This window comes from bacterium, assembly GCA_019912885.1.
GTDB lineage: Bacteria > Lernaellota > Lernaellaia > JACKCT01 > JACKCT01 > JAIOHV01.
Genome location: JAIOHV010000128.1, coordinates 1 through 14,440 on the forward strand (window position 1 = coordinate 1; position 14,440 = coordinate 14,440).

15 protein-coding genes are annotated in these 14,440 nt (G+C 64.7%); 9 read left to right on the top strand and 6 right to left on the bottom strand.

The annotated features are described in order from the left end of the window. The 9 genes from K8I61_10935 to K8I61_10975 form a co-directional block, all read left to right on the top strand. Nucleotides 1-529 (top strand): TetR/AcrR family transcriptional regulator (locus K8I61_10935; GenBank protein MBZ0272542.1); only part of this gene is annotated, 529 nt, incomplete at its 5' end. Between the two features lie 59 nt (nt 530-588). Continuing rightward, complete coding sequence (locus K8I61_10940; protein ID MBZ0272543.1) at nt 589-1,173, top strand: DUF6448 family protein; 585 nt, start codon at nt 589-591, stop codon at nt 1,171-1,173. 131 nt (nt 1,174-1,304) lie between these two features. After that, the gene (locus K8I61_10945; protein ID MBZ0272544.1) at nt 1,305-1,973 is read left to right on the top strand and encodes a site-2 protease family protein; all 669 of its coding nucleotides are present in this window, start codon (nt 1,305-1,307) and stop codon (nt 1,971-1,973) included. Next, nucleotides 1,970-2,983 carry a tryptophan--tRNA ligase gene (gene trpS / locus K8I61_10950; protein ID MBZ0272545.1) on the top strand — a complete coding sequence of 338 codons (1,014 nt, stop codon included), beginning with the start codon at nt 1,970-1,972 and terminating at the stop codon, nt 2,981-2,983. The genes K8I61_10945 and trpS overlap by 4 nt, the downstream gene beginning before the upstream one ends. Continuing rightward, complete coding sequence (locus K8I61_10955; protein MBZ0272546.1) at nt 2,980-3,816, top strand: segregation/condensation protein A; 837 nt, start codon at nt 2,980-2,982, stop codon at nt 3,814-3,816. Before trpS ends, K8I61_10955 begins: the two co-directional genes overlap by 4 nt. Before the next feature lie 3 nt (nt 3,817-3,819). Further along, nucleotides 3,820-4,626: an SMC-Scp complex subunit ScpB gene (gene scpB, locus K8I61_10960; protein MBZ0272547.1), complete on the top strand. Its 807-nt coding sequence runs from the start codon at nt 3,820-3,822 to the stop codon at nt 4,624-4,626. A gap of 80 nt (nt 4,627-4,706) precedes the next feature. After that, the gene (locus K8I61_10965; protein MBZ0272548.1) at nt 4,707-5,489 is read left to right on the top strand and encodes an rRNA pseudouridine synthase; all 783 of its coding nucleotides are present in this window, start codon (nt 4,707-4,709) and stop codon (nt 5,487-5,489) included. Continuing rightward, nucleotides 5,477-7,342, top strand: a complete 1,866-nt coding sequence (locus K8I61_10970; protein MBZ0272549.1) for a hypothetical protein — start codon at nt 5,477-5,479, stop codon at nt 7,340-7,342. Before K8I61_10965 ends, K8I61_10970 begins: the two co-directional genes overlap by 13 nt. Beyond that, nucleotides 7,326-8,498: a deoxyguanosinetriphosphate triphosphohydrolase gene (locus K8I61_10975; protein ID MBZ0272550.1), complete on the top strand. Its 1,173-nt coding sequence runs from the start codon at nt 7,326-7,328 to the stop codon at nt 8,496-8,498. Before K8I61_10970 ends, K8I61_10975 begins: the two co-directional genes overlap by 17 nt. A gap of 151 nt (nt 8,499-8,649) precedes the next feature. Here the strand turns inward: K8I61_10975 and flgB are convergent, their stop codons facing one another. The 6 genes from flgB to K8I61_11005 all read right to left on the bottom strand — a co-directional run. Next, a complete protein-coding gene (gene flgB / locus K8I61_10980; protein ID MBZ0272551.1) occupies nt 8,650-9,084 on the bottom strand; it encodes a flagellar basal body rod protein FlgB in 435 nt (144 codons plus the stop codon). Nucleotides 9,085-9,272: 188 nt separating this feature from the next. Further along, nucleotides 9,273-9,998, bottom strand: coding sequence for an alpha/beta fold hydrolase (locus K8I61_10985; protein MBZ0272552.1), 726 nt, complete (start codon nt 9,996-9,998; stop codon nt 9,273-9,275). Continuing rightward, the gene (locus tag K8I61_10990; protein ID MBZ0272553.1) at nt 9,995-11,101 is read right to left on the bottom strand and encodes an NUDIX domain-containing protein; all 1,107 of its coding nucleotides are present in this window, start codon (nt 11,099-11,101) and stop codon (nt 9,995-9,997) included. Before K8I61_10990 ends, K8I61_10985 begins: the two co-directional genes overlap by 4 nt. A 2-nt stretch (nt 11,102-11,103) precedes the next feature. After that, on the bottom strand, nt 11,104-12,351 hold the full coding sequence (locus tag K8I61_10995; GenBank protein ID MBZ0272554.1) for an aspartate kinase: 1,248 nt from the start codon (nt 12,349-12,351) through the stop codon (nt 11,104-11,106). Nucleotides 12,352-12,379: 28 nt separating this feature from the next. Continuing rightward, complete coding sequence (gene tsaE / locus K8I61_11000) at nt 12,380-12,841, bottom strand: tRNA (adenosine(37)-N6)-threonylcarbamoyltransferase complex ATPase subunit type 1 TsaE (protein ID MBZ0272555.1); 462 nt, start codon at nt 12,839-12,841, stop codon at nt 12,380-12,382. After that, the coding region (locus tag K8I61_11005) for an NAD(P)H-hydrate dehydratase (GenBank protein ID MBZ0272556.1) at nt 12,838-14,440 on the bottom strand (1,603 nt) is incomplete at its 5' end. The genes tsaE and K8I61_11005, both read right to left, overlap by 4 nt.

Consider the following 14,440-nt stretch of genomic DNA (forward strand, 5'->3'; position numbering starts at 1 on the left):
GGACGGGCTGGGGAAATTCACCGCGGCGTCCGTGGCGGGCGAGGTCGGCATCACCGACGGCACCCTCTTTCGGCATTTCGACAGCATGGAGGCGGTCGTGAACGCCGCGATCGATCGGCTGGTCGAGCGGCTGAACGAGGGCTTGCCGCCGGAAGATCCGGACCCTCTTCGGCGCCTCGGCGCATTTTTGCGGCATCGTTTTCGGATGATTTCCACGGAACCGGCGATCCTCAAGCTGTTTTTCTCCGACCAGTTGACGCAGGCCGCGGGCAAGGCCGGCGTGGAAAAGATTCGCCGCGTGCAGCACGGCTCGATGTCGTTCATCCGCCGGTGCGTTTCGGAGGCGGGCAACGCCGGGCTCCTGCGCCCGGGCCCCCGCCCGGACGAGCTTGTCACCATCATCCAGGGCGCCGTTCTCGGCGAACTGCTTCGTTTCACCTACGCCGGGGCGGCTCATCCCGCGCCGGCGTCGCGCCGAGGCGCGAGGCTCTGGAAAACGCTCGAAGCCCTTATCCGGGCCGAGGAATAAGGAGAATCGTCATGTTGAAGAAGAGTCGTTTTGTCATTTGGTTTCTGCCCGCCGGCCTCATGAGCCTCGCCTTGCTCGCCGCGCCCACCCCCGCACGCGCACATTGCGACACACTCGATGGGCCGGTCATCGCGGACGCCCGTGCGGCGCTCGAGGCGGGCGATCCGGCTTCCGTTCTCAAATGGGTCAACAAAGCCGGCGAAGCCGAAATTCGTGAGGCCTTCGAACATGCGTTGATTGTCCGCAAACTCGGACCGGAAGCCCGCGAGCTCGCCGACCGGCATTTCTTCGAGACGCTGGTTCGCGTCCACCGGGCGGGCGAAGGCGCGCCGTACACCGGCCTGAAGCCCGCGGGCGGCGAGATCGACCCCGGCATCCGGGCGGCGGACGCGGGGCTGACGAGCGGGTCGGTCGACGAGACGATCCATCTTCTGAACGAGGAGATCGCGCACGGGATTCGCGCGCGTTTCGCAAAGGTCCGCGAAGCCGCCAAGCACAAGGATCACAACGTCGAAGCGGGCCGCGCTTTCGTGGCGGCGTACGTCGATTACATTCATTACGTCGAGGGCCTGTTTGAAAAGGCCGAAGGACCCTCCGCGCATCAGGGATCGAGCGAATCGGCCGCGCACCTCCATCACGAGTAGGCCTCGCGCGCGCGGCGCGCCAGACGCGGCCTTGCCCCGATAACGCGATCGCTCCAAAGGCTACCGCCCTCCGCCATTGACAGGCCGGGGGGCGGTTGCTAACACGGCGCACTTGCCGATCGGAGAGAGGCTTGGACCGCGAGCTCCTTCTTAGAATTCTCATCAACGTGCCGGCATTGATGCTGGCCGTTTCGTTTCATGAGGCCGCGCACGCGTGGGTGGCGGATCGCCTGGGCGATCCGACGGCGCGTCAGCTCGGCCGCGTGACGATGAATCCGCTCAAGCACATCGACCCGGTCGGCTCGGTGATCGTGCCGTTGTTCCTGTCGCTCGCGGGCGGGATCATGTTCGGCTGGGCGAAGCCGGTTCCGGTGCAGGTGCACCTCTTGAACAAGCCGAAGCGCGACGAGGCGCTCGTGTCCGTGGCGGGGCCGATTTCCAACCTCGTTCTGGCGCTTGTCGCGGCGATCCTTTTACGAGTGCTTTTGATGCTTCCGGCGTCGATCGAGACGGCGGTCGAGCCGTTCAAATACCTGGCGATCGGGCTGATTTTCATCAACGTCATTCTCGCGGTGTTCAACATGATCCCGATCCCGCCGCTTGACGGCAGCCACGTGGTGGCGTTTTTTCTGCCCGACGAGGCGGCCGAGCGTTTCATGTCGATCGGCATGTACGGCATGATCCTCGTGCTGGTGCTCATCATCATGGACCCGCTCAATATCGGTTTCTGGCCGCGCGTCATCCAGCCGATCGTCGTCGCGTTCATGGGGTTGTTCGAAAAGATCGCGGGGATCGGATGACGGACGACAAGAAACCATCGCCCGGACGCAAGCGCGTCCTTTCCGGCATGCGCCCGACGGGCAAGCTGCACATCGGGCATCTGCACGGCGCGCTCGCGAACTGGATCGAGTTGGCGAAAGAGAACGACTGCTTTTTCTTTTCCGCCGACTGGCACGCGCTGACCTCGGACTACGGCGACACCGCGCGCATCGGGCAGCAGACGCGGGAGATGATCCTGGACTGGCTCGCGGCGGGGCTTGACCCGGACAAGTGCGTCATCTTCGTGCAGAGCGAGGTGAAAGAGCACGCGGAACTCTATCTGTTGCTATCCATGATCACTCCCCTGCCCTGGGCCCTTGGCTGCCCCACCTTCAAGGAGCAGCAGGAGCAGATCACCGACAAGGACCTGAATACCCTCGGGTTCCTCGGCTATCCGATTCTCCAGGCGGCGGACATCCTCATTTATCGCGCGCATTTCGTGCCTGTGGGGATCGACCAGATTCCGCACATCGAGATCACGCGCGACGTGGCGCGGCGGTTCAACAATTTCTATGGCGACGTCCTCATCCAGCCGGAAGGCCGGCTGACGGAAGTGCCGAAGATTCCCGGCACCGACGGGCGCAAGATGAGCAAGAGCTACGGAAACACCATCGATCTGTCCGACGAGCCGGACGTGGTGCGGCAGAAGGTCAGCACGATGGTCACCGATCCGGCGCGCAAGCGACGCAAGGATCCCGGCAATCCGGAAATCTGCCCGGTGTACACGCTCTGGAAGGCGTACAAACCCCTTGATGAACTGGGGTGGGTGCGCGAGGGCTGCACGACGGCAAGCATCGGATGTCTTGATTGCAAGCGCCCGCTCATTGACCTGATCAACGCGCAGCTTGAACCAATTCAGGCGCGGCGAAAGGCGCTCGAAGCCGATCCGGGCCGACTCGACGCGATCATGGACGCGGGCAATGCCAAAGCCCGGGCCGCGGCCGAAGAGACGATGCACGCGGTTCGTTCGTCCATGGGACTTCGGCCGTGAGCGAATACCGCGTCACGCTCTCGGCCTTCGAGGGGCCGCTCGATCTCCTGCTGCACCTGGTGCGCAAGAACGAATACGACATCTTCGACATCCCCATCGCCGAAATCACACGGCAGTATCTCGATTTTCTGGAGCTGATGACGGAGCTGAACCTGGAGATCGCCAGCGAATATCTGCTGATGAGCGCGACGCTAATGAAGATCAAAAGCGCGATGCTGCTGCCCCGGCCCGAAGACGCGGCCGACGAGGGAGACGATCCGCGCGCGGAGCTGGTGCGCCAGATTCTTGAGTTCGAACGATTCCGCGAGGCGGCGCACGAGTTCGGCGAACGCGAACTGCTCGGACGCGACGTGTTCGCGCGCAAGTTCACATCGCCGGAGATCGACGAGGCGCGCAAGGAGCCCGCGTTCCTGCAGGTCAACATGTTCGACCTGATGGAGGCTCTCAAGGGCGTGCTCGCGCGCGCCAAGGGACCGGGCGTCACGATGATCGCGGCGGAGCGCTACTCGATCCGCCAGCGCATGACGCAGATCATCGAGGTGCTCGGCAAGACGCCGAACGTGCGTTTCGAGAAACTGTTCGAGGATGACATCAGCAAGGGCGAGATCATCATCACGTTTCTCGCCATCCTGGAGTTGATGCGGCTGCAATACGCCTCCATCGTGCAGGAGGCGCGCTTCGGGCCGATTCACGTGCTTTCGAAGCTCGCGCCGGACGAGCCGGTGGAGATTCCCGACGACATCGAGTCGACCGCCGCCGGCGCGGCGCCCATGAATGGGCACCCAAAGGCGCCCGCGGCGTCCGATGCGCCCGATAACGGAAACGAGAATTAGCTCATGGACCCGCAACGCCTGCGTTCGATCGTGGAGTCGCTCATCTTCGTCAGCGAGGAGCCGGTGCCCCTTGCGAAGATTCGCGCGGTGCTCGACGGCATTCCGAATGACGACATCAAGGCCGCGATCGACGACCTGATGCGCGAGTATCGCGAGGGCGACCGTGGCTTTTTGCTCGAAGAGGTCGCGATGGGCTACCAGTTTCGCACGCGGCCCGACAACGTGGAGTGGGTGCGGCGGCTTGTCGAAAAGAAACCGGCTCGCCTGTCGAAGGCGGCGCTCGAGACGCTCGCCATCGTCGCGTACAACCAGCCCGTGACGCGGCCTGAGATCGAGGGATTCCGCGGCGTGGACAGCGGCAGCGCGGTGAATCTGCTTCTCGAACGCCGGCTCGTGAAGATCCTCGGGCGCAAGGACGCGCCGGGCAAGCCGTTCATCTTCGGGACAACGCGCGAATTTCTGGAAATCTTCAACCTGAAGGATCTGTCGCAGCTTCCGACGCTGAAGGAAATCGAGGAGCTGAAGGACGAAGACGTGGACCCCTTTCTCAATCCGCACGGCGCCACGCCGGACGATCCCGCGGACGAGAACGCCTCTCCGATCGAGACCGGGGACGGTGAGGCCAGGGATCACGCCGCCGGTGGTAACGGCGAGGCGGACGCGTTCGACGAGGACGACGAAGGCGAATACGATGACGAGGCGGACGACGACGACGAATTCGAGGATGACGAGGAATACGATGACGATGAAGACGACGAGGAAGAGGACGATGATGATGACGACGACGACGACGAGGATGACAAATCCTGAAAACGATTACCGCGACGCCAACGTCGCGGACGACCTTCTCGCGCGCCGGTCGAGACGATCGCCGCGAAACAAGAATGCCGATGGCGACGCCTCCGCGAACGCATAAAACCGATGAAACCAAAGGCGCCGTCGACGAGTTGCGCCTTGTGGTGTACCTCGCGCGCGCGGGCGTGGCGTCGCGGCGCGGCGCGGGCGACGTGGTCGCCGAGGGGCGCGTGAAGGTGAACGGCGCGGTCATCACCAATCCCGCGCATCGCGTGCATGCCGAATCGGACCACGTGCGCGTGGACGACAAGCTCATCAAGCGGCTCGAGCCGCATCAATACATCATGCTCAACAAGCCGCGCGGCGTCGTGACGACGAGCCGGGACCCGGAGGGCCGGCCGACGGTGTTCGACTATCTGGCGCGCATGAAGGCGCACGTGCAACCGGTCGGGCGCCTGGATTTTGACACGGAGGGCTTGCTGCTTCTGACGAACGACGGCCCCCTGGCCTATCGCCTCACGCGGCCGGAACATCATGTCGAGAAGGTCTATATCGCGCTCGTAAAAGGCCGCGTCTCGCGCGACGCGCTTACGAAACTTCGCGGCGGCGTCTCGCTTGACGGGCGGCGTACGCGTCCGGCCGACGTGAACGTTCTCGAGGTGCGCGGTGACAATACCGAGCTTCGTGTGCGCGTCGTCGAGGGGAAATACCGGCAGGTTCGCCGCATCTGCGAAGCCGTCGGCCATCCGGTCAAGAAGCTGCGCCGTATCGCGTTCGGGCCGCTCGCTCTTGGCGATCTGCCGCGCGGAAAAACGCGGCATTTGAGCGAGGAGGAGATCAAGAAACTGCGCGCCGGAGAGGTTCGATGCGACGCGTAAGCGCCATCGCGTTCACCCTGGCCTTGTCCCTCGCGGCGGCGGGCTGCCGCATCGTCGATCCGGGCGAGCCGCTGCCGGAAATCCGTGAAAACGTCCAACCGAAAATGCTCCAACAACTCGGCATGGCGAATGTGGTGCGTAAAGCCTTCGCGCTTTATCCTGATTTCGACAAGCTCGGCGAGATTCCACCAGAGATTTCGATTCCCGAAATCGGCGACGTCCCGATTTTCGTGTCCGTCTTCCACACGGCGAGCCCCATGATCTGGGGCGTGGGGACAAGCGGCACGACGCAGGAGCGCCTTCTTGACGCGGCGACGATGGTGATGCGCAACGAGGACTTCGCGCGCTACTACCTCGTCAATCGCGACAAGCTGGCCGTGAAGATCGACATCGTCACGCGGCTGCGCCCGGCGAAGATCCGGGGCGACGGATCGGGTACGGCCATCGAGCCGGGGATTCACGGCCTTGCGCTCAAGCGCGGCGACGACGTTTTCTATCAGTTGCCCGCGGACTATATCACGCTCGGCTGGGAAGCGGCGGATGTCGGCCCGGCGGAGCGCAAGCTGCGCATGCTGGCGGAACTGTCGGATCAGGCAGGCCTCGGCGAGAAAGGCTGGCGCACGTTTCAGGTGTCGCGGATGAGCACGTTCAGCTTCCTGCAGAAGGCGCCGGATTTCGCGCCGGTCGTTTTGTATCGCGGCAATCCGAGCATCCAACGGTACTCGACGCAAGACGTGCAGGACGCGGCGCTGCGCGCGGGGCGGCATATCCTGCAGAATGTCGAGCCGGGCGGACGCTTCCGCATGGGCTACGATCCGATCCGCAACGAATCCGCCGGTTTTCTGGAATACGACCCCGCGTATCACGCGGCTGCGATCTACGGGCTGTCGGTGCTGTTTCAATACAGCAAGCGTCTCGAGATCATCGATCAGACCAAGGCGCCGCTCCTGTGGCTCGTGCGTCACCTGGACGATCCCGTGATGGAACCCGAGGCGTCGCACGTCGAGTTCCTGGGCAACGCGAAAACAAGCAGCACGGCGATGACGCTGCTCGCGATCACCGCGATGCCGCCCATCGTGATGGAAGAACTCGGCCCCGCGAACGTCAACCGGCTGGCCTATTACCTCACCCTCATGCGGGATGAGGCGGGGCGCGTTTTCCCGACGTATTTTCACAAGCTCGCCGGGTACATGCCGCGGCGAGCGCCGTTCTACACCGAGGGGCCTGCGTTGATGGCGCTTGCGCGATATTACGAGCGATCGCCGAACGTGGACTGGATCGCCGCGGCGCGCACGCTTGCGGATCGGCAGATCGCGGCGTTCGAGAAAACCGGCGCGTACGACACGTGGACGATTCAGGGACTTGCCGACATGTGGCGCATCGAAAAGGACGAGCGCTACGCGCGCGCGGCGCTTGAAATGGCCGACCGCGTTTTCGACGATCAATTCGTTCGCGAAAACGTGCGGTATGGCGATTACATCGGCGGCTTCGACAACGCGCATCCGCCCAAGACGTTTTCGACCGCGATCCGCGCCGAGGCGCTTGTCGCGGCGGAACGCCTCGCGCGCGCGTCCGGCGTCGATCCCTCGCGCTATCAGGAGGCCGTCCTTCGCGCGACGGGCTTCCTCCTCAATACGCAGTTCACCAAGGACAATTCGTATTACACCGCGTTGCCGGACGAGACGATCGGCGCGTTTCGCCAGAGCCTCGTCGACAGCGACATCCGGCTGAACGCGCAGATTCACGCCATCGTCGCGCTGTGCGGCGCGTTCGACGTTCAGGCCGACGTGCTCGCGAACCGGCGTGACGCCCAAGGCGGCGACGGCGAGCCGCCGGATGAGCCGGCCAACTGACGGGAGGCATTCGATGGCGTCCGACGATCGCGACAACCTGGCCCCCTTCGCGGCGCATGACGCCCACTCCATCGGGCGCGAACACGACGAACGTTTCAAGGACAACCGCCCGGCTTACGAGCGCGATCGCGACCGCATCGTGCATTGCAGCGCGTTCCGGCGGCTCGAATACAAGACGCAGGTCTTCGTCAATCACGAGGGCGACTACTACCGAACACGACTGACGCATTCGATCGAGGTCGCGCAGATCTCGCGCGGCGTGGCGCGCAAGCTGGGGCTGAATATCGACCTCGCGGAATCCCTGGCGCTCGCGCACGATCTTGGTCATACGCCGTTCGGGCACTCGGGCGAGGACACGCTGAACGAATTGATGGCCGACGACGGCGGATTCGAGCACAACTGGCAGTCGCTTCGCGTCGTCACCCTGCTCGAGGATCGCTACCCCGGTTTCGACGGGCTCAACCTGACGTTCGAAACGCGCGAAGGCATCATCAAGCATTCGACGTATTACGATCGCCCGCACGCCGAGCGCTACGCGCCCTATCATCCCGAATGGCAGCCGACGCTCGAGGCGCAGCTCATCAACCACACGGACGCGATCGCGTACTTAAACCACGACCTGGACGACGGCTTGGAGAGCCGCATCCTCGCATGGGACGAACTATGCGAGGTGCCGGTATTCGCCCAGATGCTGGCGCAGGTGCACGCGCGGTACGGCGCGATCGAGCGCCAGCATCAGAAGACGCAGGCTATCAGCCATCTGATCGGCTATTTCATCACCGATCTCGTCGATTCCACGAAGCGGAACATCGCGGCAAATGGCGTGGAGACGCTCGCCGACGTGCGCGCGTGCGCCGGGACGCTCGTCGAGCATTCCGTCGAGGCGCGCGAGCTGCAGGAAGCCTTGCGCGTGTACCTGTTCGACAATCTCTACAAGAGCCCGCCACTGGAGCACCGGCGGTTCCAGGCGCAGAACACCTTGCGAAAGCTTTTCGCGGCCTACGATATCTGCCCGAGTATGATGCCCAGGCGCTACCAACATTTGGCCAAGGAAGCGGGCAAGCGCCGCGCGATCGCGGACTACATCGCCGGCATGACCGATCGCTACGCGCTTCAGGAATACGCCCATCTCTACGAAGCGCCGCCGCTTGGATGAAATTGAAGATTGAAGATTGAAGATTGTGTGAACCTCTTCGCCGGTTTTTCCGTCGTCCTAAAAAGAGGAGTTGCTCTATCGCGACGACCAACCGCACCATCGCGGCGCGCGTCCAATCTTCAATCGTCAATCTTCAATCTGCAATCTACAATCAGTCCACGGGGCTTGAGAGGGCTTGCGCCAGCATCGCGAACTTGCGCGACAAGGCGGTGATCGCCGCGCTGTATTGAAGCTGCGCGTGAGCCAGATCGCCCATCTCGCGATCGAGATCCACGGTGTTGCCGTCGACCCGGAGCGCGCCGCCCTCGCGGTCGCGGATGGCGATGCCGTTTGCGCCCTTTGTCCCGGCCATCTCGCCCGCGCTTCCCATGTGTTCCGCGTGCGTCGTCGCGAGATTTTCCGGATTCCGGCGCTTGAGTTCCACCTCGAAAACGCGGCGGAAATCCACCTCGCGCGCCTTGTAACCGGGTGTATCCGCGTTCGCGAGGTTCGAGGTTACCGTTTCGATGCGCTTGAGCTGCGCGTCGAGCGAACGCTCGAGGGCGTTGACGGTACGCGATCCGAACAGGAATCCGTCGATGGTCAAGCGACCTCCCGCAGGCGAAATGGTCCGCCCGAGTAGCGCTGCAATTGCGGTGCCCTCTCGCGCGAACCGGTCGCAATCGCGCCCATCCATTTGATTTTGTTGAATTATATCGAATTGACCCGGATGGTCCCCCTGGTCCGTGGCCGCGCATTCCGTCGGGATTCCGGCAGTTCATGCCGGTGGGGCGACTACGGCGTGCCGGCTGGCGGCGTCAGCCCGAGCGCGCCGGAAAGCCAGGCGCCGGCATCATCGATGCGGTTGTAGAGCGCCGCGTGGTCCGCGCCGGGCACGACCTGGCGTTCGATCTTCACGCCGGACTTTTCAAGGCGAGCGAACAGATGTTTGAATTTGTCTTGCGAAAAACGCTCGTCTCGCTGACCCGTCACGAACAAAAAGCGCGTGCCCTGCCCCGCGCCCTGGGCCGCCATCGAAAGTCCGCCGCCGATGGAAACGACGGCCGCAAACCGGTCGCCGTGCGCAAGGCCAAGGCGGATCGCCATCGACGCGCCCGCGCTGTAACCGACGACGGCGATGCGGCTTGCGTCGATCGCGTGCCGGGAAACGACCTCGTCGATGACGGCAAGAACGTAATTTTCGTCCACGCGGTCCCAGGTGGAAACCGCGCGCCCGCCGCGTTTTTTCTCCGGCGCTTGCGGTGCGACAACCGTGGCGCCCGCCAGTCCCGGTTGCAGGCTCCAGAGCATGCCCATCGAGCGCGCGTCGCCGCCGTATCCGTGCAGCACGACCACAAGGGGCTTGGCGCCGGTGTTCGCCGCCCTGGACGGAAACAGCAGGTATTTGCCGCCGTCCGTGGCCTGCCATTCCGGTTGCACCGGCGCGACGCCCAGCACAAGGAAGGCGGACAGGGCGATCAGGGCCGCGGCGAGGGTTGCCGGAATGCGTCGATGCGTCATCGCATCCTCCGTGAAATCGCGTTTTCGCGCCATGCGTGAAACAGCCGCCATATCGTGACATTGGCGGCGGGCTGCGGAAATCGCGCGACATCCGCGATCGGCACGTGGCGCCGCCCGTCGTGCTCCGGCGCCATTTTGCGCGCGTGAACGATAAACGGATACAGCGTCACGCGAAAGCGCGTGTATGCATGACGCACCGGCGCCAGTTCGCCGACGATCCGCACGGTGCGGCCGACCTCCTCGCGGAATTCGCGGACGACGGCCTCGGAAGCGGTCTCGCCCGGCTCGACCTTGCCGCCGGGAAGCTCCCAGAGCCCGGCGAACAGTCCGTCCTCGGCGCGGCGCTGCAAGAGCACCGTATCGCCGCGCACAAGGATACCGACCGCGACGTCGATCGCCTCGATTTTCGGCTTCGGTTTCGCGGGACGCACGTCGCTTGTTCCGTTCGAAAAGGCAACGCACGCCCGCGAAATCGGGCACTCGTCGCAAAGTGGATTCACGGGGCGGCAGATCGCGGTTGCCAGATCCATCAGCGCCTGTACGCTGTCTCCGGGCGTTCGTTTCGAGATCAGAAACAGCGCGTCCTCGCGCATGCGGCGGTCGTCCCCCGCCCCCTTAAGGCCAAGCACGCGGAACGCGACGCGGCGGATCAAGGCGTCGATCGGCAACGTGCGGCTGTTAAAGGCAATCGCCGCGACCGCCGCCGCGGTGTACGCGCCGATACCTGGCAGCGCGCGCAGCGCCGCCTCATCGCGCGGAAGGACGCCACCATGTTCAGCGACGAGGACGTGCGCCGCGCGCCGAAGGTGAATGGCGCGGCGGTAATATCCCAAACCCTGCCACACGGCGAGGACATCGTCGTTCGCCGAAGCCGCGAGCGCGCGGACATCCGGAAATCGCGCAAGGAAACGTTCGTAATACGGGATGACCGTCTCGACGACGGTCTGCTGCAACATCGTCTCGGAGACCCAGATGCGGTACGGGTCGCGCGTATGGCGCCAGGGAAGATCGCGGCCGCGTTTTCGATACCAGCGCAACAGCGACGCGGGCGCGCGCTTTCTCGCGGTTTCGATCGCGTCGGGCGCGGCCGTTGTTCGCGCCATCGTTACGCGGAGGCGGTTTCGTCCACGATGGGCGTGTCCTCGGACAGGCGAAATGCGCTGTGCAGCGCCTGCACGGCGTCCTTGACGCGGTCCTCGTCGATGACGCAACTCACCTTGATCTCGCTCGTGGAGACCATCTGGATGTTGACGCCCGCGGCGGAGAGCGCCTGAAACATGCGCGACGCAACGTTGGCGTGCGTTCGCATGCCGAGTCCAACGACGGAGACCTTGGCGATGTTCCGGTCGGACTCGACGTTGACCGCGCCGAGCTTGCCCGCGGTCTTGCGGCAGATCGTCAGCGCCTCGTCGACGTCGGCGCGCGGCACCGTGAACGACAGATCCGTAAGCCCGTCGGTCGACGAGTTCTGGATGATGAGATCGACGTTGATGCCCGCCTCGCCGATCGGTTCGAAGATCGCGGCGGCGATGCCGGGGCGGTCGGGCACGCCCAGAAAGCGGATGCGCGCGGCGTCGCGCTCGAAAGTGATCGCCCGGACGACGACGTTTTCCATATCGGGCCTCGCGGGAACGATGTAGGTTCCAGGATTGTTGTTGAAACTGGACCGGACGCAAACCGGCACGTTGTAGGTCGTGGCGAAAAGCATGGCTCGATGGTGCATGACCTTCGCGCCGAGCGACGCCATTTCGAGCATCTCTTCGTAGGTGATTTCGGGGATCATGCGCGCGTCGGCGCAGAGGTTCGGATCGGTGGTGTAAACGCCGTCCACGTCCGTGTAGATCTCGCAGAGATCGGCGCTGATTGCCGCGGCGAGCGCCACGGCCGTCGTATCCGATCCGCCGCGCCCGAGGGTGGTGAGGTTGCCGGCCTCGTCGATGCCCTGGAAGCCCGCAACAACCGCAATGCCGTTATGCGCGAGCGTATCGCGCAGCGAACCCACATCGATCGACAGGATGCGCGCGTTGTTGAACGCGGAATCCGTGACGATGCGGATCTGGTGGCCGAGGTAGCTGCGTGCGTCCTTGCCAATCGCGTGAAGCGCCATCGCCAGCAGAGCGATCGTCACCTGTTCGCCGGTGTTGAGAAGCACGTCGAGTTCGCGGCGCAGGGGCCGCGCGTCGATCGCGCGCGCAAGGCCGATCAGGCGGTCGGTTTCGCCGGACATGGCCGAGACGATGACGACAACCTGGTTCCCCGCGTCGTGCGTCGCGGCGACGCGGCGCGCAACGTTCTGGATGCGCTCCACGGTGCCGACGCTGGTTCCGCCGTATTTTTGAACGATGAGAGACATGGCTTTCAGGGGCGACGGGAGCCGCCGATCAATCGAGGGCCGGACTATAGTGCGCGGCGGCGTCCGGCGTAAAGACGAAGACGATGCGCCGCGTGTCATCGGATTGTATCCCGATGCGGATTTCGATCGAATCGGGAGGGAGCAAGCCCGGAAGCCGATCCGCCCACTCGACGACGCACACCGCGTCCGATCCCACGGCGTCGCCGATCCCGGCGCTTTCGGCCTCATCCACGGACTCGACGCGATACAGATCGATGTGCGTCAACGCCAGGCGCCCCCGATGCTCGTCGATGAGCGTGAAGGTGGGGCTGACGACGTGCTCCGGGTCGATGCCGAGCCCCGCCGCGATTCCCTTGGCAAGGCGTGTCTTTCCCGCGCCGAGCGGCCCGACAAGCGCGAAGACGTCGCCCGGGCGGGCAAGACGCCCGAGCCGCGCGCCGAGCGCGAGCGTTTGGGCGTCGCCGCGCGTCACGATGGTGCGTTCGGTCATTCCTCGTCGGATTCGGGGGCGTCGAAATAATCGTCGTCTTCGCGCTCCCAGCGCGACACGATATCGCCCTCGGGCAGGTCGGCCGCGCGCTTGAGCGCGTTCGGAAATTCGTCGAGAAGATCGGAGGCGACAAGCGCGCTTTCCTCGAGGCGGTCTCGCGCGAGATCCGCCGCGTAGCCGTGCAGAAAAACGCCGCCCACGACCGCCTCGGCGACCGGCACGCCGCGCGAGAGAAATCCCGTGATGACGCCGGTGAGCACGTCGCCGGATCCCGCCTTGGCCAGGCCCGGGTTTCCCGTGGTGTTGATCCACACGCGGCCGTCGGGCGCGGCGATCACCGTGCGCGCGCCCTTGAGCACCACCCACGCCTGGCGCTTTTGGGCGAACTCGCGCGCGACGCCGACGCGGTCGGCCATCACATCGCCGACGCTCTTTCCGGTCAAACGCGCCATCTCGCCGGGATGCGGCGTCAGGACGATTTCCGATTGGCAGCGCTCGAGGAGTTCCGTCTGCCCGGCGAGGTTGTTCAGGCCATCCGCGTCGACAACGACCGGCACGGCCACGCGCGGCAACAGCTCCGCGATCAGCTTCTCCTGCTCCGTCCCCGTTCCCATGCCCGGTCCGATCGCGAGCACCGCGCGCGACTTCAGCAGTTCGATGATCGGACCCGCGGATTTGGCCGCGAGCCCGCCGTTGCCCGCGCCCGGAAGGGCGTGCGTCATCACCTCGAGCGTCTTGGCCTCCATCGCGAGGCTCAAGGGCTCCGGCACGGCGAGCGTGACAAGGCCCGCGCCCGCGCGCAGCGCCGCGAGCGCGCTCATCGCCGCGGCGCCGGTCAAGCCCGGCGCGCCGCCAACGACGAGCGCATGGCCGAAATTGCCCTTGTGCGCGTCGGGCTCGCGCGGCAGAAAGACGGATTTAAAATCCGCCGGTTCCGCGAGCCACGCGGCGACGGACATATCCTCATCGAGAAACGGCGGCAGCGAGATATCGACGACATATACCTCGCCGCAATGCAGAAAACCCGGATGCGTGAAATGGCCGATCTTCGCGAAACCGAAGGTCGCGGTGACCGTGGCGAACACCGCCGCGCCTAGCGGATGGCCCGTGTCGGCGTCGAGGCCGGACGGGATGTCGACGGACACCTTCGGCGCCGAGGATCGGTTCATGGCTTCAATCACGTCGCGATGGATGCCCTTGACCTCGCGCGCAAGCCCGGTGCCGAACAGGGCATCGACGATCAGGCCCGCGTGATCCAGATCCTGCTCGAGGATCTCGAAATCCTCTCGCGAAGTCACTTCGGACACGGTGATGCCGATACCGTGGACGATATCGCGGTTTATCGCCGCGTCGCCGCCGATCTTGTCGCCGGAGCCGATGATGTAGACCTCGACGTCGAAGCCGTTGTTCCAAAGATGACGCGCAACGACGAAACCGTCGCCGCCGTTTTGGCCCGTCCCCGCGACGACGCACACGCCTAGATCCGCGGCGGCCTCGAGCCGGTCCATGACGATCCCCGCGCAGCCGGCGCCCGCGTTTTCCATGAGGATGAGGCCAGGGATGTTGCAACCCTCGATCGCCATGCGGTCGAGCTCGCGC